Annotated in this window: 25 protein-coding genes and 1 tRNA gene; 3 read left to right on the top strand and 23 right to left on the bottom strand. The window is 65.4% G+C overall.

Annotated features, from left to right (window positions below):
- The first annotated feature begins 65 nt into the window (after window positions 1-65).
- Window positions 66-138: transfer RNA gene (locus tag VHD82_RS21425), tRNA-Ala, on the top strand.
- A gap of 78 nt (window positions 139-216) precedes the next feature.
- Here VHD82_RS21425 and VHD82_RS21420 read toward each other — a convergent pair.
- The 13 genes from VHD82_RS21420 to VHD82_RS21360 form a co-directional block, all read right to left on the bottom strand.
- A complete protein-coding gene (locus tag VHD82_RS21420; RefSeq protein WP_325706602.1) occupies window positions 217-1,431 on the bottom strand; it encodes a site-specific integrase in 1,215 nt (404 codons plus the stop codon).
- A gap of 1 nt (window position 1,432) precedes the next feature.
- Complete coding sequence (locus tag VHD82_RS21415) at window positions 1,433-1,615, bottom strand: excisionase family DNA-binding protein (protein WP_325706598.1); 183 nt, start codon at window positions 1,613-1,615, stop codon at window positions 1,433-1,435.
- Window positions 1,616-1,626: 11 nt separating this feature from the next.
- On the bottom strand, window positions 1,627-3,240 hold the full coding sequence (locus tag VHD82_RS21410; protein WP_325706594.1) for a replication initiator: 1,614 nt from the start codon (window positions 3,238-3,240) through the stop codon (window positions 1,627-1,629).
- A gap of 182 nt (window positions 3,241-3,422) precedes the next feature.
- Window positions 3,423-4,952, bottom strand: a complete 1,530-nt coding sequence (locus tag VHD82_RS21405) for an FtsK/SpoIIIE domain-containing protein (RefSeq protein WP_325706591.1) — start codon at window positions 4,950-4,952, stop codon at window positions 3,423-3,425.
- A gap of 538 nt (window positions 4,953-5,490) precedes the next feature.
- Window positions 5,491-5,793: a GntR family transcriptional regulator gene (locus VHD82_RS21400; RefSeq protein ID WP_414637554.1), complete on the bottom strand. Its 303-nt coding sequence runs from the start codon at window positions 5,791-5,793 to the stop codon at window positions 5,491-5,493.
- Window positions 5,790-6,251 (bottom strand): hypothetical protein, encoded by a 462-nt coding sequence (locus VHD82_RS21395; protein WP_325706589.1) that lies wholly within the window; start codon window positions 6,249-6,251, stop codon window positions 5,790-5,792. The genes VHD82_RS21400 and VHD82_RS21395 overlap by 4 nt, the downstream gene beginning before the upstream one ends.
- Window positions 6,252-6,305: 54 nt before the next feature.
- Window positions 6,306-6,587 (bottom strand): hypothetical protein, encoded by a 282-nt coding sequence (locus VHD82_RS21390; protein WP_325706587.1) that lies wholly within the window; start codon window positions 6,585-6,587, stop codon window positions 6,306-6,308.
- 115 nt (window positions 6,588-6,702) lie between these two features.
- Window positions 6,703-7,263 carry a flavoprotein gene (locus VHD82_RS21385; RefSeq protein WP_325706585.1) on the bottom strand — a complete coding sequence of 187 codons (561 nt, stop codon included), beginning with the start codon at window positions 7,261-7,263 and terminating at the stop codon, window positions 6,703-6,705.
- A gap of 4 nt (window positions 7,264-7,267) precedes the next feature.
- Window positions 7,268-8,506 (bottom strand): helix-turn-helix domain-containing protein, encoded by a 1,239-nt coding sequence (locus VHD82_RS21380; protein WP_325706582.1) that lies wholly within the window; start codon window positions 8,504-8,506, stop codon window positions 7,268-7,270.
- Between the two features lie 376 nt (window positions 8,507-8,882).
- Window positions 8,883-9,770: a XamI family restriction endonuclease gene (locus tag VHD82_RS21375; protein ID WP_325706579.1), complete on the bottom strand. Its 888-nt coding sequence runs from the start codon at window positions 9,768-9,770 to the stop codon at window positions 8,883-8,885.
- Window positions 9,771-9,817: 47 nt separating this feature from the next.
- Window positions 9,818-11,440, bottom strand: coding sequence for a class I SAM-dependent methyltransferase (locus VHD82_RS21370; RefSeq protein ID WP_325706576.1), 1,623 nt, complete (start codon window positions 11,438-11,440; stop codon window positions 9,818-9,820).
- Window positions 11,441-12,390: 950 nt separating this feature from the next.
- Window positions 12,391-12,942, bottom strand: a complete 552-nt coding sequence (locus tag VHD82_RS21365; protein WP_325706573.1) for a hypothetical protein — start codon at window positions 12,940-12,942, stop codon at window positions 12,391-12,393.
- Between the two features lie 130 nt (window positions 12,943-13,072).
- Window positions 13,073-13,195 carry a hypothetical protein gene (locus VHD82_RS21360; RefSeq protein ID WP_325706570.1) on the bottom strand — a complete coding sequence of 41 codons (123 nt, stop codon included), beginning with the start codon at window positions 13,193-13,195 and terminating at the stop codon, window positions 13,073-13,075.
- 765 nt (window positions 13,196-13,960) lie between these two features.
- Here VHD82_RS21360 and VHD82_RS21355 point away from each other — a divergent pair.
- Window positions 13,961-14,167 (top strand): hypothetical protein, encoded by a 207-nt coding sequence (locus VHD82_RS21355; protein WP_325706567.1) that lies wholly within the window; start codon window positions 13,961-13,963, stop codon window positions 14,165-14,167.
- Between the two features lie 4 nt (window positions 14,168-14,171).
- On the opposite strand, the gene VHD82_RS21350 is transcribed toward VHD82_RS21355, so the two are convergent.
- From VHD82_RS21350 to VHD82_RS21335, 4 genes are all read right to left on the bottom strand, one after another.
- The gene (locus tag VHD82_RS21350) at window positions 14,172-14,609 is read right to left on the bottom strand and encodes a cytidine deaminase (protein ID WP_325706564.1); all 438 of its coding nucleotides are present in this window, start codon (window positions 14,607-14,609) and stop codon (window positions 14,172-14,174) included.
- Between the two features lie 14 nt (window positions 14,610-14,623).
- Window positions 14,624-15,172: a hypothetical protein gene (locus VHD82_RS21345; RefSeq protein ID WP_325706561.1), complete on the bottom strand. Its 549-nt coding sequence runs from the start codon at window positions 15,170-15,172 to the stop codon at window positions 14,624-14,626.
- A 101-nt stretch (window positions 15,173-15,273) separates the two neighbouring features.
- Window positions 15,274-15,645 carry a hypothetical protein gene (locus tag VHD82_RS21340; RefSeq protein WP_325706558.1) on the bottom strand — a complete coding sequence of 124 codons (372 nt, stop codon included), beginning with the start codon at window positions 15,643-15,645 and terminating at the stop codon, window positions 15,274-15,276.
- Window positions 15,642-16,010 carry a dynein regulation protein LC7 gene (locus tag VHD82_RS21335; protein WP_325706555.1) on the bottom strand — a complete coding sequence of 123 codons (369 nt, stop codon included), beginning with the start codon at window positions 16,008-16,010 and terminating at the stop codon, window positions 15,642-15,644. Before VHD82_RS21335 ends, VHD82_RS21340 begins: the two co-directional genes overlap by 4 nt.
- Window positions 16,011-16,951: 941 nt before the next feature.
- On the opposite strand from VHD82_RS21335, the gene VHD82_RS21330 reads away from it, so the two are divergent.
- Window positions 16,952-17,140 carry a DNA-binding protein gene (locus VHD82_RS21330; RefSeq protein WP_325706553.1) on the top strand — a complete coding sequence of 63 codons (189 nt, stop codon included), beginning with the start codon at window positions 16,952-16,954 and terminating at the stop codon, window positions 17,138-17,140.
- Window positions 17,141-17,218: 78 nt separating this feature from the next.
- Here VHD82_RS21330 and glmS read toward each other — a convergent pair whose 3' ends face one another.
- The 6 genes from glmS to VHD82_RS21300 form a co-directional block, all read right to left on the bottom strand.
- The gene (gene glmS / locus VHD82_RS21325; RefSeq protein ID WP_325706550.1) at window positions 17,219-19,045 is read right to left on the bottom strand and encodes a glutamine--fructose-6-phosphate transaminase (isomerizing); all 1,827 of its coding nucleotides are present in this window, start codon (window positions 19,043-19,045) and stop codon (window positions 17,219-17,221) included.
- Between the two features lie 11 nt (window positions 19,046-19,056).
- Window positions 19,057-19,314 carry a hypothetical protein gene (locus VHD82_RS21320; protein WP_325706547.1) on the bottom strand — a complete coding sequence of 86 codons (258 nt, stop codon included), beginning with the start codon at window positions 19,312-19,314 and terminating at the stop codon, window positions 19,057-19,059.
- Between the two features lie 61 nt (window positions 19,315-19,375).
- Window positions 19,376-19,939: a hypothetical protein gene (locus tag VHD82_RS21315; protein ID WP_325706544.1), complete on the bottom strand. Its 564-nt coding sequence runs from the start codon at window positions 19,937-19,939 to the stop codon at window positions 19,376-19,378.
- Between the two features lie 66 nt (window positions 19,940-20,005).
- Entirely contained in the window at window positions 20,006-21,151 is a 1,146-nt protein-coding gene (gene dusB, locus VHD82_RS21310; RefSeq protein ID WP_325706541.1) for a tRNA dihydrouridine synthase DusB, read from the bottom strand.
- 34 nt (window positions 21,152-21,185) lie between these two features.
- Window positions 21,186-22,271, bottom strand: a complete 1,086-nt coding sequence (locus VHD82_RS21305; protein ID WP_325706537.1) for a DUF1648 domain-containing protein — start codon at window positions 22,269-22,271, stop codon at window positions 21,186-21,188.
- A 10-nt stretch (window positions 22,272-22,281) separates the two neighbouring features.
- Window positions 22,282-22,677 (bottom strand): GntR family transcriptional regulator, encoded by a 396-nt coding sequence (locus VHD82_RS21300; RefSeq protein ID WP_325706535.1) that lies wholly within the window; start codon window positions 22,675-22,677, stop codon window positions 22,282-22,284.
- Between the last annotated feature and the right edge of the window lie 406 nt (window positions 22,678-23,083).

Genomic DNA, 23,083 nt, shown 5'->3' with positions numbered 1-23,083 from the left:
GTCGGAGAGTAACCCCCTCTCCGACCGCCTTTCGGGCGGTTGCTATGCTTTCCACGCTTCACCAAGGGGCTGTAGCGCAGTTGGTAGCGCGTCTCGTTCGCATCGAGAAGGTCAGGGGTTCGATTCCCCTCAGCTCCACCGCAGGTCAAAGGCCCTCCCAGGGATTTCCGGGAGGGCCTTTTTCGTGCCGTACAGCAGCAAAGTACAGCAGCAGACTCAGCGCAGACTGTCGCCGAGTTTCTTCAGCGCCGCGCGCGTCTGCTCCGAGGAGACCTCGGTGTAGACCTCCATCGTGACCGTGAAGTTGGCGTGCCGGAGGATCCGCATCGCCACACGCGGGTGCACGTCGAGATCGGCCAGCAGCGACCCGCACGAGTGGCGACCGTCGTGCACGGTGATGTAGCCGACGCCCGCCTTCGCGCACCGTGCCGTCCAGGATCGCAGGAAGTTCCTCGGCTCGATCGGCGTCCCGTACTGCGTGGTGAACAGCAACCCCTCTTCCACCCAGCCCTCGGCCTTCGCCTTGTCTCGGTTGCGACGGTCGATGCGGCCCCTCAGCGCGGCCGTGACGACGTCGATCAGCGGCAAGGTGTCATCGGAGTTCGGCGTCTTGGTCTGCCGGTGCAGTAGCTCCTTCTGGACACGCTGCAACTGCCACGAGATGTCCAACTCCTCATTGCCGAAGTCGATCGACTCGACCGGCAGGCCGAGCACCTCACCTTCCCGCAGGCCCATGACCACGATGAGTACGTACGCCGCGTAGAGCGGATCGTGGTCGTTCTTCGCCGACTCCAGGAACGTCCGTGCCTCGTCGCTGGACCACCGCTGCCGCTTGGGCTTCCGGATCGTCGGCAAGGACACGAGCGCGACCACGTTGCGGTGGATCAGCTCTTCCCGGATCGCATGGTTCAGCGCGCCCCGCAGACAGTCCCTGATGTCCTTGATCGTGCGCCCCGCCGGAGCCTGCTTACAGCACTTCCCGATGGCACAGCAGCGACGCTTGTCCTTGGTCCGGCGAGCGTCCTTGCCCTGCGCGCAGCACTGGCACACGGTCGGCAGCTTGTTCACCCACTGCTGCGCCTCACGAAGGTTCAGCCGGTCGAGGCGACGGTCACCGAGGAACGGGTTGATGTACAGCCGCGTGAACACCTCGTAGTTCACGTACGTCTTCGGCGCTCTGTTCGGCTTGATCACTTCTTCGAGCCAGTAGTGCAGATACGGCGCGAGCTTCGGAACCCGCGTCGACACCGGCCCCTGCTTGGCTTCCTGATGAAGCTTCAGCCACTTCGCGTGGACGTCCTCCCGCGTTTTGCCGTAGACGTACTTGCGTTTCTTCTCGCCGCCCGGGGTGTCGACCCACACGTACGCGCAGAAACCGCTGCGGTAGGGGTAGATCGACCCTTCCCCGTCGGCGCGTGCCTTCCCGGCCATCTCAGGCAGCCTCCGCTACTCGATCTTCGATGTACTCGTCAACCCACTCAGGCAGAATCCGCCGGTGGTGACCGTCCTTAACGGACCTGATCTGGCCGGTAGCGACCAGCATCTTCGTCTTGGACAACCCGTAGCCGAGCATCTCCGCGACCTCAGCGACCGTGTGCCATTTCCGCTGAATCATCGAATCCCCCTTCACGCTGCCTGCTGGATTGCCGAAGTTTCTGGGCCTGGTGGTCTGACGGCGAGTAGCGCCCGGTCGTACTCGGCCTTCCACGTGATCCGCTCCGCGATCGCCCGCATGAGTAGGTGCGCGCGGGGTGGTGCGTCCCGGTCGCTGGGGTCGACCTTGCGCCAGATCAGCCGGGACGTGTCCGGTTCGGGCTTCTCGATCCCGACGGCGGCGAGCATGTCCCGGACGAAGGCCTTGCGGTCGGCCTTGTGGTCGACGAGGGTCTTGCCCGACCATTTGCGCGACACGAGCACCCGGCGACCGGGCAGCCCGAGCGTGGTCCGCCGATGGGCCCGTCCCTTGCAGTGCCCCGGTGTCGTCCGAGCTGTCGCCCCGAGGGGCTGAATCCCGTACAGCAGCCAGACCGCGCACCGAGGCGAACACGGAGTGATCGACAACTCTGCGTGAAGCCGGTCGTGGTGTTCCCGTTGCCTCGCCGAGTCCGCCTCGACCACTTCGCCGGTGGATTTGGTGAGGTACTTGGTCAGGTACCCGATGTGCCGCCCGGCCTCCTCCGTGCCACCGAGGATGCCCTTCGAGTGGACCTGTCGCCCGAAGGTCACGACGTGCGCCGGTTGTTCCACCTCGTCTATCGCGTCCTCCCACTGGGTCAACGGTGCTTGTGTCTCGGGGTCCACAAAGGACCTTGTGCGCATGTCCCACAGCGGCAGGTGCTCCCCGCCGTAGACCAGCTCGTTATGCGCTGGCCACCACACCTGGTGATAGGTGGCTTCGGTGACCTGTCGGATGGTCTCGTGCGGGATGGAGCCGCGGAGCGCGGTGTGCAGGTGTGGCGCAGCTCGCTTCTGCGGTTCGACGGTGGCGAAGTACTGCACATCCCAGCCGACAACGCGGCGGAGGTTCTGCCACCACCGATCGACCAGGGACGAGAAGTGCACCGCGTCCCGCGCCGCCCGCCGGTAGTCATACTCGCTTGGGTTGACCGGCGTGCCGTCGTCGCGGACCCGTCCGTAGGTGTCGCAGGTCAGCGTGACGAACATCGAGGGCCGGAACTTGCCCGCGTATTCCCGTCCCACGGTCGTCTTGGCGACCTTGCGCCGAGGCAGGTTGGGTGCGTCCTGCCGCCGCTTGGTCGACCGCTTGGCGGGCTTCTTTCCCGGCAGGTTCGGCGAGGGCAGCCGCCCGCGCATCCCGAGTTGCCGAAGTTCTTCGTCCACTCCCCGGATCTCATCCCGCAACTCGTCGGCTTGGCCCTCCTCCCCGTGCTCGACGACCTCCCGGTACCGGGCCACGAGATCCGCCCGGAACGCCATCAATTCTTTCTGATCCTCACTTGGCGGCTCCGGGGTGAAGTCGGGCTCGTCGGTCAGGTGCCATCCCTCGCGACACTGCACCTGCCGCAGTGCCTTGGCCTTCTTCGCGCACGGCGCACAGATACTCTCCACTGTGGACCCACACGGGACGGCGACGTAGCGGAGTTCGCCGGTGTCGGGGTCGCCGACCTCCATCGTGAACGGCCGCACACAGACCCCGTGCTTTTCGGCCGTGGCCTTCATGACCTCGGTGGACAGCGGGAGCCGCATCCGCTCGGCCCGAGTGCCGTTGGGGGTGGTCATGGGCGGTCATCCCGTAGTTCTGTTTCCAGGGCGTCGAGGACGGCTTCCATCCGTTGGCGGGGTGATGTCGCCGTCGAGGTAGCCGCGGATCTGGGAGGCCAGGTAGCCGTAGGCGTAGGGGTAGCACTGCCCGGTTGTGTGGAGGAACCGGCGAGTCGACTCGTCGAAGCTCACGCGCACGGTCATGCCGCCATCCCGCCCAGCGTCACCGCGTCACGACTGGTCACGAAGGTTTCCAGCGTCTTCACCATCTCGTCGGGCACCCACCCGGCCCGGACGCGGAGGGGTTCGCGCAGCCCTTCGCCCCACACGTAGCCGACGCCAGCGGCGGACTCCTCGATGCGGTTCGCCCACGCGCCGCGTTCGTAGGCCCGGTCCCCGAGCACCATCCCGACGTGCGACTTCGCGGTGACCCGCAGGCAGATCCGGCGGGGGAACAGCTCCCGCACCGGAACCGTCTCCTTCGTCGGCTCCTGCACATACCCGCGCACGGTGAACCCGAGCGCCCGGCCCTGCGTGGTCAGCAGCGCAACCCTCTCGACGATCGCGTCCCGCGTCTTGCGATCCACATACCGGGTCAGTGCCCCGATCTCGTCGAACTCGAGCAATTCCAGCGGGTGCTCTTGCGAGACCGGCACTGTGCGAACGCGGCCGGCGAACTCGGCCTTGCGGGCGTCCATCGCGGCCACCAGGTCATCCAGTACCGCGAGGGCGTCCTTGGCGGTCACGGCGTAGCGATGGAAGATGCCGCGCCCGTAGGCCAGCTCCATGCCCTTCGGGTCGATCCCCGAGACCCGCACCAGCCCGTCCCGGATGGCCGGGGCGATCGACGCGAGCGGGCACCACATCACCGAGTTCTTCCCGGCACCCGACGCCCCCGCGGTCAGGGTGTGACTACCCGAGCCGTAGAGGGGCAGGTGCCAGTCCTGCCCGTACTCGGTCCGCCCGGCCCACACCCGCCGCACATCCACCGCCGTACCCAGCGCGGGCACCGGCACCGGAGCCGCCAGCAGGTCACGGCGCTGGAAGTCGATCGAAACCACGTTCGGTGCGATCTCGCGCACCTGACACCGCTGAACCTTCCGTGCCGACGCCAGCGCTCGGGCGGCCTCGTCGAAGTCCTCTGGCTTCTGCCCAGGCACCAGCTCCACCCGCACCTCGTCCCACGACGGCCCGGACTTCACACCGCGAACGCGAGGAATCCGCACGCTCTGGTGCTCGCGATTCCGGGTGATCTTCTTCCGGCCCACCAGGCTCACGGTCAGGTCCACGGGGATCGTGTCGTCCTTGACGCTCAACCCGCACGCGTGCAGCCAACCGGGCAGCTTCGGCGCGTAGACCATCCACCGCTGCCACCACGACCGCAGCACCCGCCCGGCCCACTGATCGAACGACACCAGGTGAAAACGCCGCCACGACAACAGGACCACGGTCACAGTGGCAGCAGCGATAGCCAGGGACTGCCAGCCGACCCAGTGCCACCAAGCGGCCAGGACAAGCACGGTGAGGGTGGTCCGGGGATGGGTCACGATCTCCTTCACCACCCAACCCAAGCCCTTGAGCAGCCACCACAGCGCCAGGAACACCACCGCAGCGGCGGCCAGTGCTTCGGCGATCGAGGCGAGGGCGCGGCCGAGCTTGTGCAGCACCCACACCACCACCGCCAAGCCGACCCCGCCGAGGAACAGGACTCCGAAGGTGTGTGCGTTCATCGGGCCTCACCCGTCCTCGCGGGGAGGGGAAGCGGGAGGCGTACGGCGCACGCGGCGCATTCGGTGTCGCCGGGGGCCAGTCGGGTGAATTTCTTGCAAGCGGCGCACCGCTGCGAGGTGCGGCCCGTTGACACGCGTTGGTTGTCGTTGTCTATCGTTTCCACTTGTCTGCTCCAACAGGGTGGACAGCGCAGAAGCGGAAAATCAGGTTGGTACCCAGGGGTTCCGCTTCTGCGCCTTACTTTTCTGACATTTCCTGCATGAGGGCGTGCTTCATCGCCGCACGGCCTGCGTGCGTCTCATGTGGACAGTTCTGTTTGTTCTAGAGGCCTTCGAACGGGCGTAGCGTGCACGCCCGGCACACGTGGGCCTTGTTGCGGATCAGCCGGTGCGGTTGCCCGCACAGCAAGCAACGCCGCTGCACGAGCCACCGACGCCGCGTTTTCCGCGCTCTGGACCCCACACGATCACCTCCTCGAAATGGGAGGCACGGGGACGGACGGCCGGTCACACTGCTGCCTCCGCCCCCGCACCGGGCCTAATTCCTGTCGGTCACGTAGGTGCCTTTGGCCTTGATCGTCACCACGAGGCCGCGAAGCCGCAGCAGCCGCGTCGCGTGGCGCGCAGTCCCCAAGGACACGCCGTATTGGGACGCCAGGTGGCGCTCGCTCGGCAATGGCGTGTGCGGTGCCAGCTCGCCAGACTCGATCCGGTCCGCGATCACCTCGGCCAGCCATTCGTAGACGTAGCCCGGCTTCCCGCCCGGTTGCCCCATCGGGGCCGCCTGCCCCGGGCGGCGTGGCCGCTGGGCGTCGTACGTCATCATGTCGAGCCCTCTCATGCGGCCTTGGCCGACTGCTCACCGGTGTTACCCGTGGGCTTGCCCGACCTGCCGCCACCAGCACTCGCCGCCTTGAACCCATTCGCGCGGAAGACGTACGACTGGTACTTGAACTCCCCGTTGCCCGACACACGCGGCTCAGCGGTCAGCCCGTCCAGCTCGATCGGCCGCATCCCCGGCAACACCTCCGTAGTCGAGGGCACGGGCTGGACGTCGGCCAGGAACGTGATCTCGAACGATGCCCGCTTGGCGTTGGGCTCCGAGGGATCGGTCACGGCCACCTTCCACTGCCGCTTGCCCGCCACCTCGTCGATCCGTTGCCGTGCCGGTCGACCGGCCGCGCGGTCCTCGCGAGACTGGTACTCGTTGTCCGGCGACACCTCGCCCACCATCACCAGGCCCTGTGGGAACGCCTCGTCAAAGTCGATCGGGAAACGATGTCCCCTTGAAATCGCCATCTCGAAATACTCCTTGCGTTGTTTACCGTTGTGTTTGTGGTCGAGCTCGACCTGTCATTCCTGTTCTTGCGAAAAGCGACCATCGGGCCATTGATCCACGAGTGGAAATGAGCGCGCGCGGTTCTGTGCCTCGCAGCATTCGCCGAACTCACTGGCAGCAGCAGCCAGCCTCCGTGCGAACCGGGCGGCATCGCTCAGCCCGCCGACACGAGCGGGAACCTGGACGAGAAAGGCGGCGTCCTCGCCTCCGGCGATCAGCTGCACAACGCCGGGGGACGGGGAAACGACCTCAGCGCCGTACCCGGCCAAGGGCTGGATCACCACGTGCATGCCCATCTGCTCTCCTGATGGTCTTGGTTCTCCCGCGTCCGGTCGGGCGCGGCATAACCCAGGAGACACCCAGGGCAAGACGATCACCCGGACAAACTGTCCGGGTAGGTGTTGCAAGGGGCTAGCGCGAGGCGGGAACCACCGCGTTCACGGCATCGAGCACGGCTGACCAGGGCAGTTCCCGCCCCGGAGCGCTGCGCGGTTCGTGCAGCGGCCACACATCGTCGCCGTAGACCAGGTGCACGCCCGCGCGTCGCAGGGCGGCGATGTGGTCTTCCCACGCGGGATGGCGCGCGTGGGCGGCGTTGACCCGGGGAAAGATCACCACAGGCAGGTCACGGGTCCCAATGGCCTCGTTGACCTGTGTCAACGCCTGGTTGTCGGCGATTCCCAGGGCGAGCTTGGCGACCATGTTCGCCGAGGCGGGAGCCACCAGGTAGCAGTCCACCGCAGGGTGCGGGCTCTTCTCGTCCGGGGAGCGGGGATCGACGCGCACCGGGTAGCCGGTGGCCTCTTCGATCTCGGTGAGCGCGCCCGACTTGCTCAGCCATCGGCCGGCGGTGGGAGTGAGCGTGACCGCGACCGTCCAGCCCTGATCCTGCGCGGGCCGGATCAAGCGCGGCAGCAGCTCCTCCACGCCCCCAGAACCCGAGCCGACCAGGCCGAGTACCCGTGACTCCATCCGGCTACCTCACCGCGCCACAGCGCTCGGCCAACGCGAGCAGCGCCGAGGACTTCCTACCGGCCGTCGCCGGGGCACGCCGGTACATCGAGCGCACCACCTCGCGGACCACCGTGGAGTGCCGCACGATCCCCGGCGATTTCTGCTCCGCCGTCAGGAGGGCTTGCAGGGCCTCGTCGTCCTTGGCCATCAGGCTCAGGGCGCGGGCGAAGTCGATCAGGTGCGTAACCTGCCGCTCTTCGGGGAGATGGTCGACGTTGACACTCGGGGCGTCCTCGATCACGCGCGTGACGTCGCCGAGATCGAGCGCAGCCGAGAGCCGGTGCAGTTCGACATTCGAGGGGCCGAACCCGGTCTGCCAGTAGTTCGCATCCACGCCGAGCTGATCAGCCGCCCGAGTCGCGTGCGCCAGCAGGTCATTCGAGGTCGCTCGGTCCTGGTCACGAGCCGCCGCCACCGCCGTGCGCAGGTACAGCATTCCGTACAGGCTCAACGCCGCCGGATCACCAGCGGCCATCTTTGGCTCCAGCCACCTCGCAGCGGCCTCGCCCAGCTCAAGCGCATCATCGAACCGCCCCACAGCCAACAACGCGTGCGTACCGGACCGGGCCGCCGAGGCCAGCACCAGCGGATCGTCCGCCTCGTCCGCGGCTTGCATCGCCCGCTCCGCCGCGATCCACGACAGATCCGCCTCACCGATCTTGCTCAACGTGGTCGCAGTCAGGTGATGCACCCGCGCGGAGATCGCCGCACACGCCCGCCGGTACACGGCATCATCAGCCGAGGCCGCCTCCATCTGCTGCGTCGTCTTAATTAAGCCGGGAAGGGCCTGGACCACCCGGCCGATATCGCCCTTCTGGTAGCTCAACCAGGCACTCTCGACCAGTTGCGTCACCGGGGCCGGGTCGATGTACTCCGGCGACATGGACGAGGAGAACAGCGTCCGTGAGAGCCGACGCGGGGCCATGAGCGCATCACGGATGGCAGGAACGTCGTCGTTGCGCTCCTCGTCCTCCATCAACACCGGCTCGCCAAGCAGGTCCCCGAGCGTCACCCGCAGGGCCTTCGCGACCTCGGCCAGCACGTCCAACCGGCGGATATCGCGCTCACCGCGCTCGATCTTGCTCAGCCAGTCCTCAGACCGCCCCACGAGGTCCGCGAGGACGGCTTGGGAGAGGCCACGGCGACGCCGGTAGAAGGCAACACGCTCCCCGATGCTGAGCTGATCACCCGCACCACGCATGCACATAAGGCTAGCAGCGAGAACCGATACCTGAGCTTGGCTTCAGCCGTACCCCAGGTTGCTCTTCTGATTATGCAGCGCTGCCCAGTACGTGATGCGCTTGCCCGAACACGCTTCCCCGAACCAGGCGTGTTCAGAGTTTCCAAACTTGTTCAAGGCGGCCGAGGGTGCGGCACTGCCCCGTTGGCAGGGTGGGCGCTTGGTGGCCATCCCGTCGCTTGATCTGATGGGTATCACGCCGGGCCGGGACCACAAGCCTGGCAAGATCGGCCGGCGGAAACGACAAGAAGTTGCGGCCCCAGCGCGGCGTGATCGAGACGCCATCAGGCGACGGGATGACCACCAAGAACCGCCGCATGTCGGATAAGAGCCCTCTTCACGGGCGTGGCTTATTGTAAAACGGGCGCCCTTTGTTGATAAACTCGATCATGGCTTCAAGTCGATGTGCCCAGAATATGGTCAGTCCGTCATGCTGGGCGGTACGTAAATTGTGGACTTTGAATACCCCCGAAAGTACGGCCGCGGGTACTGCGTTTGTTGTACCAAATTCATTGAGCCAAGTCTTGGCCTTCACTGCGGCGTCATTATTTAGCCGCTTGACGCTATTTGTTGACGAATTGCTGACCTTACACTCGCAAGGCATGGTCCGGCCGTCCCAAAGCCGAACGATTAAATCCGCTTTTCGTGTGCCAAACAAGCTCTCCCGGCAGAACTCTCCTGGCGCCGGAAGGTGTGACACGTTGGCAACCGTGCGGCGCGGTACTTCGGTGAACGAGTGAGCCTTGAGGTATTCCGCTACCGAATCCTCTTGTTCATCCTTCGACTGAGTTCGACGAGAGGTCTGCACCTTCTGTGTTGCGATCAAAGCAGCAGTTGAGACTATCGCCGTCTCTCGCTCAGAATCGGTTGGTTCGCGTTCTTCGCTAACCCAGGGAAACCTATTTCGATCCAATCCAAGCAATACTGTGTCAATTACTCGCCGGGCCATGTCGGTGTCCTTGCGCAACCGAGTAGGCGTCAGAACAGCCTCAGCTAGCACCTTCAGGTCATCCTCGCTAATTGCTGGAGATGCGAGGTAGCGAACGGCGGTCAATAGATCCGGATCCGTTAGATATTCAATGGTCTGGTCGCTTAACCGAGATAGATCAACGGTACCTTCAATCAAGTTTTCTACCGCATCGCGGTACTCATCGAACGCTTCCAGATATTGCTCCAATGGCTCATGCATCCGAACGTCACGAAATTGCGAAATGGCCTCGGCCACGTCTCGCTGCAGCTCCCTATCGGACCATCGAGGTGGCGGAACTTGATTCACGAGAGCACACCATTCCTAAGCGCTTCCAAGCTAGGCACCGGGAGCCGCTCCATCTCCTTGGGCTCAAATTTGGTGAGGCCTCCGGCGTAAGTGCGACCTTGAGACAAGGTAACAGCGGATCGCAAGTACGCAGCTAGACCGTCCAGCAACGTGCTGGCCATTGGCTCACGTGGATATAGTCCGTGAGCGATGTTAATGTGGCGAGCACTCGCGTCATTACGTACGAATGTAGGCGGTCGTCGCGCCATGTAAGTGGCAAGAACAGGTGCAGCATCGCGCAGCCCGACTCTCCACCACGCCTTGCGCTTGGATGCAATGTAGCCCTCATCAACTTTCTTATGCTTCGCGACGTGAAGAAACTGATCAATTTTCTTTCGCTCGTCCCGGTCGAACACGTCCAAGTCAGCGGGTAGATCAATCACACGCCGAAGGATTTCGTGTGACACCAATCGTTCACCGGCGTTGAAGAGCTCATGTGCCCTCGTTACGCTCGGAAAAAGAACACTACGTGGCAAATCAGTATCTCGCCCCGCAATCCAAACGTCATTAGCACCAGTTACCGCGCCTCGATGTACACGGCACAATTCGCCAAGTTCAATGTAGCCGTCAGGAATTTTGGGAGTTACGCGAGTTAGTACAGACCAGCGGTTGGCCTCAGAAAGACGCTGTCGAGACACTGCTCGACCTTTGTCAAGCTTCCCAAGGTCTCGAGTTGCTTTGACGCGACGGAGCTTTAGTGATGGTGGTTTAGAACCGATTCGAAAACAGGTGATCGCTCCAGTAGTGGTGGCATCAGAGAACGGGGCGGCTTGAGGGTCAAGAACATGCACAGAATGACCACCAAGGCCATCCAGCAGGAGCTGTCTAATAAGACGACCATAGTTCACATCAAGCCATTCTGCGCTCGTGATGAACGTGCCGTAATCCCCTGGATTGGCATGCTCAGCCGTGGCAAGGAAGAAGTGTGCATGAAGTCCGGCGAGTCCGCTTGCGACTATTCCATGCTTTCGAGCTGTTTCCAGTAGCCACCGCTTCCACTCGGGCCCGATCTGATGATGACGTACATACGGCGGGTTTCCAATATACAGAGTTGGTTCGTCTATGGGGGCAATAGCCAACGTTCGGTAATCGCCCAGATTCACCGATGCCCGGTCACCATATCCCGCGGCAACGATACTAGCGCGTAGCATCAAAGTGGCCATAGGGTCAATGTCAGATCCTAAAAGATGAGCGTTCGGGAAGCGGCGCCCCGCCGCTAACAAGTACCTTCCCGAGCCTGCCCCGGGATCAACAATCCTCGATGGCACCCCTTGATCCGCGGCCCAAGAGACCATTGACATGACAATCCCGCGAGGAGTGTAGGTCTGGCCTAGAGGTCGTCGTTCCTGCGGTGTCACGAGCTGGCAGTAAGTTTCACCTAAGGGGTCTTCGCCTTGCTGAATCAGTTCTCTGGCTAACGCTACGACTTCATCTGAAACCGCGCATGGTGCTTCCTTCACCAACACTTTCTCGTCATCGGTAAGGGCGCCTAGTTCATCGCCCACCAACACCGCGCTGAGCTGCACCAGTTCGTCGATTGTCGAAACGATTGGAGCTGTTTCCTCGACGGTGGCGACCACAAGCGTCTTCCTTGTCTCTCGGTTAGTCACGGAGTCGGAACACCCCTCGTGAAACACGCTCAAAGTAACGCTCATCTTGTAGGGCGCTTCGGTAGGACGAATCGGGAGCTATACCGATCTTGCATTCCAGACCTGCTTTGATTTCGCTGATTGAAAGTGGGCCACCACCGTGGCTAGCCAGGTACTCGCGCATTGCGTTCTTCAGCTCACCGTGTGGACGGCGCACACGCGGTTTTTCGTCATCCATGGCGGCTCCTCGAAGTCGACTCAATTGCGTCGACTCTAACAGGTGACGACGCAGGGTAGGGCGACGCGCCCATGCTTACACATGTCGATAGTTGAGGAGGGGCTCCGACATCGGCAGCCCTCGGCAGGCTGGAGTAGTGCGCCCTGGGGAATGACCAAGAGAAGTTCACCTGTTCGGTGGAACGCCAACGATGCGAGCGCTGGGCGCATGCGACGGCGCCGCCGGACATTGTCCTCGGCTGCGCTCTCGACCCGCCGTTGCCCCTCAAATGAGCGAGATGCCTGCTACTCCAGTACAGGCCAGCAGCTGCGCCCGCGCTTGCCAAACAACCGCTAAGAATTGCCGCGAAACGATCGAGGACGACGGGCTCCACGAGATCGAGCCGGCGCCAGGCTTGTCACGGAAGAGAGCCGGACCAGCGCCGATCTTCCACGCTTTACCCTCGCTAAGCGATGGCAAATGACGCGGTTCGAGAGCGACCAGCCGCCATTGGCAATTGCGAACAGGTCAGGTCATGCATGGTATCGGCGGGTGACCAGCAGCAACGGCAAGAGCCTTCCATAAAGCGGGTATCGCAGGCTGTTCTGGTCACCGAGCCTCCCACAGGACCTGCCGAACTTGGCTCTAGGGGATCAAGAGCGGCGCGCAAGCGCGCCGCACGGCCATCCGGCCTGCCGCTCCGCTCCGGCCGGCGGCCTGGCCGCTACCTAGCTGGCCGGTCGGAATCTAGATCTAACTTCATGACGTCTACGGCCTCGTCGAGCCTGCGGACAAGCTCGCGCAGGGCGTTGGCCGGTTCCCCAGCAATCTGCGCGTCCTGGTACGGCCTCAACGCTTCGACGACCTGCCCTGCTGCGTTAACGACGACAGGCGGCGCTAACAGACGTATCCGGCCGTACATCCTCGCGGCATCGTCGGCAAGGGTCCCTAGCTGGTCATACAGCTTTCGGACGGGCCGCTGCGCGTTGAACTGCCCAAACCGTGTCCTCGCCGATCGGTGGGCCTGCGCTCGTTCGCCCAGGACCTCGGCGATACGGCGAAAGGCCGCGATGACGCGGTAAAAGTCCTCGTACGTCGCAGCTCGCTTGTCGCGTATCCAGCGTCCGTCATCGTGTGCCAACTTGCGGCGCTCGCGGAGATCGGCAAGCCACTGCGTGAGCAAAACGCCCAGGAGGCCGAGCGCGGCCACGAGCAGGGTGCCCCACCAAGGCGTAGGACTAGTCATCACGGAATCCTGCCAGTCGACTGTGCTCATCGTGCACGACCCCACCGACAGAATCCGGGGCTCCGCCCCGAACCCCGACACCGCTTCAGAGATCAGGGGAGGGGACGACCGGTGACCTCCTCACGGCGCGCCCGAGGGCAGCCAGACCGGGCGGCACCGATCAAGGGCGCTTCGCGGCCTCCGGCAGACCCTTGACCGGCACCACCCGGCCTGCCGGGGGGAACCCGCGCCGCGAGGAGATCACCTCCAGCCACCAGGTCACTGGGGCGATTCCCAGCAACATCTCAACAACATGCCCCGGTCAACCAGGGTCAACAGGGGTACCTGGCGCATACCTAAAACAGCAGTTCAGGGGCATCTTCCTGGCGGTCGGCTATGGTTCCCAAGCTGAATACGCGGGTTCGATTCCCGTCATCCGCTCTTCGTGGCGAAGGCCCAGGTCACACGGTGTCTACTGTGGACCTGGGCCTTTGTCGTGGGTGGGGTCAGGTGGCCCGGTGTGCCCACGCCGCTCAATGAAGCCGCGTCGCCGCGAGTAGCAGACCAGCTGCGGTGGTTCGTCCCCAGAGAGCGCGATAGTGCGCAGCACCGACGAGCCAGGCCGCAAACGTCAAGTAACAGACGACGGCGATCGCGAACACGAAAACTCCCGCGAGATGCTGTCGGGTGCGGTGTCACCGCGCTAGGAGTTGGTTGTGTCGTGGTCAAACCCATGACACCTTGCCTATCCCTACGCGGGCTCGACCAGCGGTAGAGCTACTCGTCGTCCACGACCCGAGCTACTGCACACAGAAGGCAATGGCAGCCCGCGACCGCTTCAGATGGCGAGTTGCACGCCGACGATCGCCTCAGGAGCGAGAAGGCCGGCCGGGCGTGTGGAAGGCGAGGCAGCCTCTGCTCATCGGCATACTCGGACCATGGCGAAGCTGGCCGAGGACGCGCCTTTTCCTTCCGCGGGCGGGTCGTGTGGCTTACTCCTGACCAGGGCGGACGCAGATCAGGCCCGCCGAGGCCCGATGCTCGACACGACTATGCCGCCAACGCTTTCGTGCCACCGGAAAGCGCCGACTCGGGCCTGGCGTCGTTCGTGCTCCGCGACGTCAGGCCCGATGTTCTGGTCTCACCGGCCAAAGGATGCTGGCTGGTGGTCGAGAACGCCGGGCTGTACCGCATCCAGCCGGGCACCGTCGTCGTGATCACCGAGGGTGCCACGGTTGTGGGGTACTTCCACGTTGAGGCGGTCCACGACGAATAAGCGCCTACCGATGTTCCGCCACACCAGGCCAAGCGCCGTCCTCGGCAGCGAACCGGGTGCCCCAGTAGAACGGGTTGATTTCGGCGAGGGTGCGGAAAGACCAGCCGCTGCCGTCGGCGACGGCGACCTGGACGTCGGGGCCCCACAGCGCGAGCCGTTCCTGGCAGATGCCGCACGGGGCCAGGACATCGATCGGCCCGTTTCTGCCTTGCCTGCTCACGCAAACCGAGGCGGTGACGCGCCGATCCATGGTGTAGGCCTGGCAAAGAGCGCCGGTTTCCGCGCACAAAGTCGCGGCAGCGTTGAGGTTGTCGAGGCTGACGCTCGTGAGGATCTCGCCGTTGTCGAGGTAAACCGCCGCCGCCACGGCCTGGTCGGCGTCCGGCCACCGGGCATCGAGCTGAGCGATCGCGGCATCCACCAGGCGCTGGTCAAGTTCCATCCGGCCATTCTCGTTCACGGCGCGATTTCCAGCTCCAGCCCCATGATCCGCACCGTGCGTCGGCGGCGCAGCCAGCTACGGCCCGACCCCCCGTTCGGCAGCTCATCGAGGAACGCCTTTCGCTGACCCGTCGTCGCCGAGCGCCAGCGCAGGAAAAATATCGGGCGGACCGGGGCGATGTAGGGGTGCATGTTCTCGTGCGCGCAGTCGCGCCGCTCGTGATAGTCGTTGTCGGGCCGGTACGCGAGGTCCAGGTCGATCAGCGGGGCGCCGCCCGCGCGGTGGTGACACCGCGCGAGCATCCGGGCGAGCTCGTCCAGCGGGATCCGCACCGTGCAGGGCATCTGGTCCCGCCACCGGGCATTCGCCGGGTCCTCAGTCCCGTCCGCGAGCACGATCAGCGCCCGCACCCGCGTGCCGGCGAGTTCGACGCCGATCCGCTGCTCGTCGACGAAGAATTGCGGCATCCGGCCGGCCAGCGACCGTTCCCTGGTCCATTGCTCGATCTCCCCGGGCGACACGAACGTGAACATCAGCTCGTCACCGGCGAGGGCCATCGCCACCGGAACCGGGAACCGAGGTCGTGCATGAACGCCGAGCCCGTGACGAGTGCGGCTTGCGAGCCGCCTGCGGCCATCGCCGCCTCCTCTTGCGCTGGCCCGGGCTACACCTGCAGGTCGGCTTCGATCCGTTTGAGGTAATGGCGGGCCAGCGCCAGGTTCGCCCGTTCCCAGTCCAGCACCAGGTACAGGAACATCGCGTTCCGGGTGCCGACGGAGTTCAGCAGCCGGATCAGGTGGTACTGGCAGTGCAGCGTGATCAGGATGTCTTCGATGGTGTCGTTGAGCGCCAGCGAAGACATCACCCGCAGCTTTGACCGCACGACTTCGGTGTTCCCGGCCGCGGCGACCTCGAGATCGAGCCAGTCACCACCACCGCTGGTGCCGAGCGACATCCCGCTTTCGTAGTCGACCAGCGCGACGCCGACGGTGCCCAAGATGGACATGGCCTCTTTGAATGCGGTGTCGATGTTCATCGTGTGTGTTTTCCTCCGGTGAAGCGGTTTTCCCTGGCGGGTGCGGCCGCCACGATCGACGCGAGCCGCTCGATGACCGGTCGGGTTTCGAACAACAGGCGTCCGACGTTCAGCCCCTTGTCGCCCAGTACCAACATCAGCGCCAGCCGGCCGATGGCGTAGACGGCCATGTAGCCGTCCCTGAACACGACGGTCTGGTTGAGGGTGCCGTGGCCCGTCACCTGGGACGCCTGGCGCGCGATGCCGAGGTCGGCGGCGTCGGCGATGATGGGTATCCCGTCGACACCGGCCAGCAGCGTGTCGGTCACCCCGGCGACACTTTCACGAAGGCCGCGCAATTCGCGGGCCAGTGCGTCGAAATCCACTTATCCGGATTTCCCCGTCGACAGGCGCGACGGTTTCTTGAATGCGATTCTGCATTCACTCAGTGTTGGTGGATGCTGTGAAAAATGGGCAGCTGACGAAACGGTCAGCCATTCGATACGTTGCCCAGGCGTGGAACCCTACCGTCGGCATTACTTGGCGCCTACCGGCGGGGCTGGTCATTTTCAGCACCACACGATCGGCCTAAACACATTCCGTTCCGTGGCCGGAATCGAATTGCTGCGTGCAAAAATCACTCCGATTCCGGGTATGCGGTGTCCAATTCCCGGGAGCCGATATGACGTGCCGGGACGGGGTGTGACATTCCAGAATGGACAGACAGCGCCAGTTGGCCGGGCCGATCCGGCCGCCCGGGAGCCATCGCGCCGAGGATGAACACGGTGCGCGACGGCGCCGAGTATGACCTTCGCCCGTTCGGCAGATGCGCCGCGCCTGCCGTGCGCGGTGAGGGGGGCTGCGCCAATTGCCACGGCAGCGTCAGTTCGTGGCCCGCGCTCTGTTGGGGCAAAGGGATTCGGCGGGTCGGCCTGCGACTTGACCGGTGAGTCGCGGCCCGCAGATCATCGTCGGCGGGAGTGAGGCACCCTCACCATCGTGACGAATTTCCGGGTTGGATCGAAGTCGAGGCCGACGGCACGACGGTCAGGCTTGTGGACAAGGTTCCTGTGTTCGACGGTGACAATCTCACCGCCACCACCCCGTATCCCGCGGCCGGTGCGGGTGGCATGCAGCGTGCTCCGGACCGAGCGAGCCGACCTGGCCATCATTCGCCTGCAACACGGCGTTGTGGATCAAGCCGGGCGAGACACCTTCCGCGTTCTGGCCGAGCAAGTGGAGTAACCCGGGGAACTCGCCGGACGGAAGAGCCGGGTGCTGCGCCCTGCCCCGGGTATCGTCGGGAGCCGAGGCGGAGGAGACCGCGATGAGCGAAGAATTCCCCAAGGGCGTCGGCGCCCCGGCCGTGCGCGCGTTGCACGCGGCCGGATACACCGAACTGGCCGACTTGAACGGAGTGTCCGCGCTCGAGGTCAAGAAACTGCACGGAATGGGCCCAAAGGCACTAGCCCGCCTGCAAGAAGCCTTGGTAAAAGCCGGGTACTCGTTCGGTTAGATCTCGCCGAAGCAATGGTGAGACGGAATCCGAGCGCCCGCCCATAGCCGACCACCAAGATCACGCCGACGTCCTGAGCTATTCCACCGTCACGCTCTTGGCGAGGTTCCGCGGCTTGTCGATGTCGCGCCCCAGATGGTGCGCGAGGTGGTAAGCGAAGACCTGCAGGGGAATCGTGAACAGGATCGGGTCCACCTCCGGCTCACTTCTTGGCACCCGGATCACCGAATCCGCCAGCCCGTCCGGTAAATCCGCGTTCGTCAGGGCGATCACCGGGCCACCGCGGGACTTGATCTGCTCGATGGTGCTGATGTTCTTCGCCAGCAAGTCGTCATCGGGCACGATCACCACCGACGGCATCGCCGGGTCGATCAGCGCCAGCGGCCCGTGCTTCAGCTCGCCTGCCTGGTACGCCTCGGCGTGCACGTAGGAGATCTCCTTCAGCTTCTGCGCTCCCTCACGCGCGACGGGCCAGCCGCGCACCCGGCCGATGAAGAACATCCGCTCCGCGCCGCTGTGTTCCTTGGCCACCTCGGAGATCGCGTCCTCGGCGTCCAGCACCTCCGAAATCAAACGCGGCAACGAATCCAGCGCCGCGACGATCCGGTTCCCGTCCGAAACCGACAGGTCTCGTACGCGGCCCAGTGACAACGCGAGCATCGCGAACACGACGGTCATGTTCGTGTACGCCTTGGTGGACGCGACCGAAACCTCGGGCCCGGCATGCAGGAAAACCCCGCTGCCGCATTCGCGGGCGATGGCGCTGCCCACCGTGTTCACCGCGCCGATCACCTTGCCGCCCTTGCGTTGCAGCTCCTGCACGGCGGCGAGGGTGTCCGCGGTTTCGCCGGACTGGCTGATCGCCACGTACAGCGTGTCCTCCTCCACCACCGGATTCCGGTAGCGCAGCTCGGACGCGGGCTCGGCGTCGGCAGGCAGCCGGGCCCATTCCTCCACAAGATTCGCGCCCAGCTGCCCTGCGTAGTAGGCCGAGCCGCAGCCGAAGAACTTGACCCGCCTGATCCGGCGCAGGTCCCGCGGGTCGAAGTTCAGCCCGCCGAGCCGTGCGGTGCCGAACCGGTCGTCGAGCCGGCCCAGCAGTGCACGGCGCACGGACTCCGGCTGCTCCGCGATCTCCTTGTGCATGAAGTTCGCGTAGTTGCCGAGGTCGTAGTCGGCGTCGTCGAGATCCACCGTCGTCGGCGTTTTCGCGGTGCGGTGCGCCTGCAGGGTGGTGGTGACGAAATCGTCGGCGGTGATCGTGGCCAGCTCGCCGTCGTCGAGGTACACCACCCGCTGCGTGTACCGGACGAGCGCGGCGACATCGGAGGCGACGAACATCTCGCCGTCGCCGATGCCCAGCACGATCGGGCTTCCGTTGCGCGCCACCACGAGCTGCCCCGGGTTCTGCGCGTCCAGCACCACGATCCCGTACGCGCCGTTGACCTCATGCAACGTCTGCCGGACGGCCTCCTCCAGCGTGGGGGCGCCGTCGGCGAGCGCGGCCGCGATGAGGTGGGCGAGCGCCTCGGTGTCGGTCTCCGAGACCAGCTCCACGCCGTCGGCCGTCAGCCGGTCGCGCAGCCGGCCGGCGTTCTCGATGATTCCGTTGTGCACCACGGCGATCCGCTTGGCCGAGTCGAGGTGCGGATGCGCGTTGGCGTCGGTCGGTTCACCGTGCGTGGCCCAGCGGGTGTGCGCGATGCCGACCGTGGCCGGCTGGTTCTCCTCCACCAGCTCGCGCAGCTCGTCGACGCGGACCGCGGCCTTGGTCACCTTCAGCCGGTTGCGGTTCGCGACGGCGAGCCCGGCCGAGTCGTAACCCCGGTATTCGAGCCGGTGCAGACCTTCGAGCAGGACCGGGGTGGCCGGTCTTCCGCCGACGTACCCGACGATTCCGCACATCTGTCTTCCCTTCAGCCGTACACGATTCGCCGCAGCTGGCGTTCGGTCAGCTCGCCCGCGCCCACCGGGCGTTCGGTCAGCTCCGCCGCGACGATCCGCCAGATCTCGGCGTTGCGACGGCCCCGCCGCCGCAGTTCCCCGTGCCTGCGCCGGACGAACTCCTCGGTCGTCTCCCGGAAATACGCGATCACGTCCGCGATGACCCGTTCGGCGACCGGCGCCGGCAGACCCGTGGACCCGGCGACATGACGGACCAGCTGCTGATCCATGCCACGACAGTTCCAGCCGAACCCGGGTTCGGGCAAGTTTTCTGCCCGAAATCGGGCAAGATCACGCCGAAACGAGCTTCCTTGCGGGCGGCAGATAGGCGACGAACAGGCAGGCGGCGGCCACGGGCAGCAGGTTGAGCGTCAGCGCCGGCAGGAGGACCCCGACGAACACCAGCACCGGGCTCCACCACGGGAGCTTCCGTGCCCAGGCGAGCATCGCGGTCAGCACGACGAGTCCTAGGTACATCAGCTGCGGGCCGAACTGGTAGAAGAAGAACTCGAACCCGGGCAAGCCGGTGACGTGGCTGGTCAGCCTGCTCAGGTCCGCCTTGTCCGCGGCCAGCAGCCCGGCGACGATGTCGACCCCGAACTGCACCAGGGACGCGAAAATCCCGATGAACGTGGCCACGACGGCGACATTGCGCCCTGGCACGTCGCGAAGTTCCCGGCCGAGGCCGAGCACGGCCGGGATGAGCAGCAACAGCCCGGCGACCATGGCGAAATGCGCCAGCTGCCAGTCCAGGCCCGGACCGTACTGGCCGTCCATGCGGCCGATCAGGCGGCTGACCCCATAGAGGAACATGCAGCCCGATGCGGCGAAAAGCGCTTTGCGTGGGGAAATCATGTGCTTCAACCTGGCAGGGCGCCAGGCGCGCGACATCCGGGTTCGCCCCTAATGCGGACCCGGAAATCAGCCCCCGGAGTGCATGTCCTCGGCCTCGGGGACGCAGTCGTCGTCCGGGTCTTCGAGCCAGCCGTGCGGCAGGGTGACCTTGCCCGGCGAACCCTGGCGGCCGCGCGGGCCCAGCGCGTCGAGCGGGAACGGGGCTTCGTGGTCGAGCCTGCCGATCAGCTCGTCCAGCTCCTCCAGCGACGAGACCATCGCGAACGCGCGGCGCAGCTCGGAGCCGACCGGGAAGCCCATGAAGTACCAGGCCATGTGTTTACGCAGGTCACGTAGGGCCTTTTTGGCGCCGTCGTGCTGCACGAGCAGCTCGGCGTGGCGGCGCAGCACGCGGGCGACCCCGCCCAGCGAGGGGCCTGGCGGAATTTCGCGCCCCGCGAAGGCGGCTTCGAGTTCGCCGAACAGCCACGGCCTGCCGAGACAGCCGCGGCCGACGACGACGCCGTCGCAACCGGTCTGCGCCATCATGCGCATGGCGTCATCGGCGGTGAAGATGTCGCCGTTGCCCAGCACGGGAATGGTTCGCACGGCTTCCTTCAGCCGCGCGATCGCCGACCAGTCGGCCTGACCCGAGTAGCGCTGCGACGCCGTCCTGGCGTGCAGGGAGACAGCGGCGGCGCCCTCGGCTTCGGCGATCCGGCCCGCGTCGAGGAACGTGTGGTGATCGTCGTCTATGCCGATGCGGAACTTGACCGTGAACGGCACCCCGGCGGACTCGGCGGCCTTCACCGACGCGGCGACGATGTTGCCGAACAGGCGGCGCTTGAACGGCAGCGCGGCACCGCCCCCCTTGCGGGTGACCTTCGCGACCGGGCAGCCGAAGTTGGAGTCGATGTGGTCGGCGAGGCCCTCGCCGACGATGATCCGCACCGCCTCGGCCATCGTCTTCGGGTCCACCCCGTACAGCTGCATCGACCTGGGCTTTTCGTGTTCGCCGAAGGTCATCATGTGCATAGTGCCGGGATGGCGTTCGACCACCGCGCGGGCGGTGATCATCTCGCAGACGTAGATGCCGGCGCCGTACTCCTGGCACAGCTGCCGGAACGCGACGTTGGTGATCCCCGCCATCGGCGCGAGCACCACCGGCGGATCGACTTGGTAGGGGCCGATCTTGAGCGTGGGCTTCGTCAGGGTGGCGGTCACGTACTCCATTGTCGCCGGTGACGTGTGTTACGGGCGAGCGGGTTCACCGGGCCAGCATCGGCAGCACGAGGCACGCCGCGAGGAACACGACGAAACCGCCGATGGCGATCGGGTTGCCGAGGTTCAGCGTCCAGCCGATGCCGAAGCGTTTCGGCACCAGGATGGCGTGATCGGCGCAGTTGACGTAGAGCAGGCCGAGCTTCCAGAACCGGTCGTCGTCGCGCTCGGTGGCGTCGTTCGCAGGCTCTTCGTCGGTGGGCAGGTTGTTCCCGACCTGGCCGTAGCGCAGGCCGAACACCAGCAGGCCGGCGGCGCCGACCAGCGTCGGCAGGACGATCGGGAACGCGGCAAGTGAGGTCGCTCCGCGCCAGATCTGCCACGACGCGAACGCCAGCGACAGATTCACGCAGGCGGCCACGAGCAACATCGTCCGCGCCATCCCGGAGGCGAAGCGCCGGTTCTGGTTCGCGCTGCGGCGCGGCCGGGTCGGGTCGAGGTCCGGCTTGAGCCTCGGCAGCGCGTAGGCCATCGCGAGGAGCAGCACGGTCAGTCCGGCTTGCAGGAAGACGACGCCGAACGCGCTCCCGATGGATTTCGCCGCCGTGCGGTCGGGCTGCCCCGCGCCGGTGAAGTGCAGGAGGAGGGTCGCGGGCATGTCCGGGTAGCGGACGACGCCGTAGACCACGGTCGCGGCGAGTATCAGCACGGCGGGCAGCGCCCACAGCCACGGGAACCGCGGCGGTTCGGTGTGCCGGGCGGTGTCGGTGACGGCGACCTGCCGCTTGCCCTGGAACCACCCCTCGCGCTGCTTCACCGAACGGATCGTGAGCCGTGCGTGCAGATACCCGGGCGCGATCACGCCCAGCAGCGCGGCCACGATGATCACGGGCACCAGAACCTGTTGCACCAGCAGGGAAAGCACCAGCCCGGCGAGGACGAGCGCGCTGCCCGTCGTGCCGATCCACCACCGGTAGATCCGGCGCTGTTCAGTGATCAGCGGGTCGTGCGTGCGGTCGGCCGGCACCCGAACGCCGAAGGGCACCGTCGGTTTCGCCACCGAGGGCATGATCCAGGCCGCGGCGAGAAGCAGCACCGGGCCGAGCAGGTCACGCAGGATCACGATCGCCACCGCCACCCCTTCACTTGTCTGTGTTGACTTTGGTGTGCACGGGCGCGAAAGCACGCAGAGCCGCGCCGCATTGTTCGAGTACCGCCTGGTCGTCAAGGCCATGCGCGATCGCCTCGGCCAGCAAGGTCGTCAACCGGGCCTGCCATTCCACCGCGAACTGCGCCGGGGTGCGGGCCTGTATCACCGCGCCGCTTTTGCGGTTGATGAGCAGGAGGCCCTCCCTGCGGAGCAGGTCGTAGGCCTTGTTGACGGTGTGGAAGTTGATACCGAGGTCCACAGCCAGCTGCCTGGTCGAGGGCAGCGAATCGCCTTCTACCAGCTCGCCGGACGCGATCGCTTCCACCACGCGGTCCCGGATCTGCTGGTAAATCGGCACCTCGCCGGTCAGGTCGACGCTCAGGATCATGTTCTACAACATATAGAACAGATGCTCGCTGGGCAAGGTGCGGCGGTTGTACACAGTGCGAGGTGTGGATAGATCAAGTTATACACAGTGCGCGATGTGGATAGCCTTTGGTTATGCACATCGTGGCCTGTAGATGGATCTGGTTATGCACATCATGAGGTGTGGATGGCGGTGGGTGTGCACAGTGCGCGATGTGGACAAGAGGCGATGTGGATGGAGCGCGGTGGGGATCGAGTGCGGCGCGGGTGAGGCGTGATCGAGGCCCGCCTGAACCGCGCCCGGCCTCGAACCGCGCCCGGCTCGGCCTGAAGGGCCCCGGTCCCGAACCGCGCCCGGCCTCGAACCGCGCCCGGCTCGGCCTGAAGGGCCCCGGTCCCGAACCGCGCCCGGCCTCGAACCGCGCCCG

The sequence above is a fragment of the Amycolatopsis sp. genome (assembly GCF_035546795.1).
Lineage (GTDB): Bacteria > Actinomycetota > Actinomycetes > Mycobacteriales > Pseudonocardiaceae > Amycolatopsis_E.
Note: the sequence above shows the minus strand (reverse complement) of the source record. Positions and strands in the feature narration are given on the sequence as shown.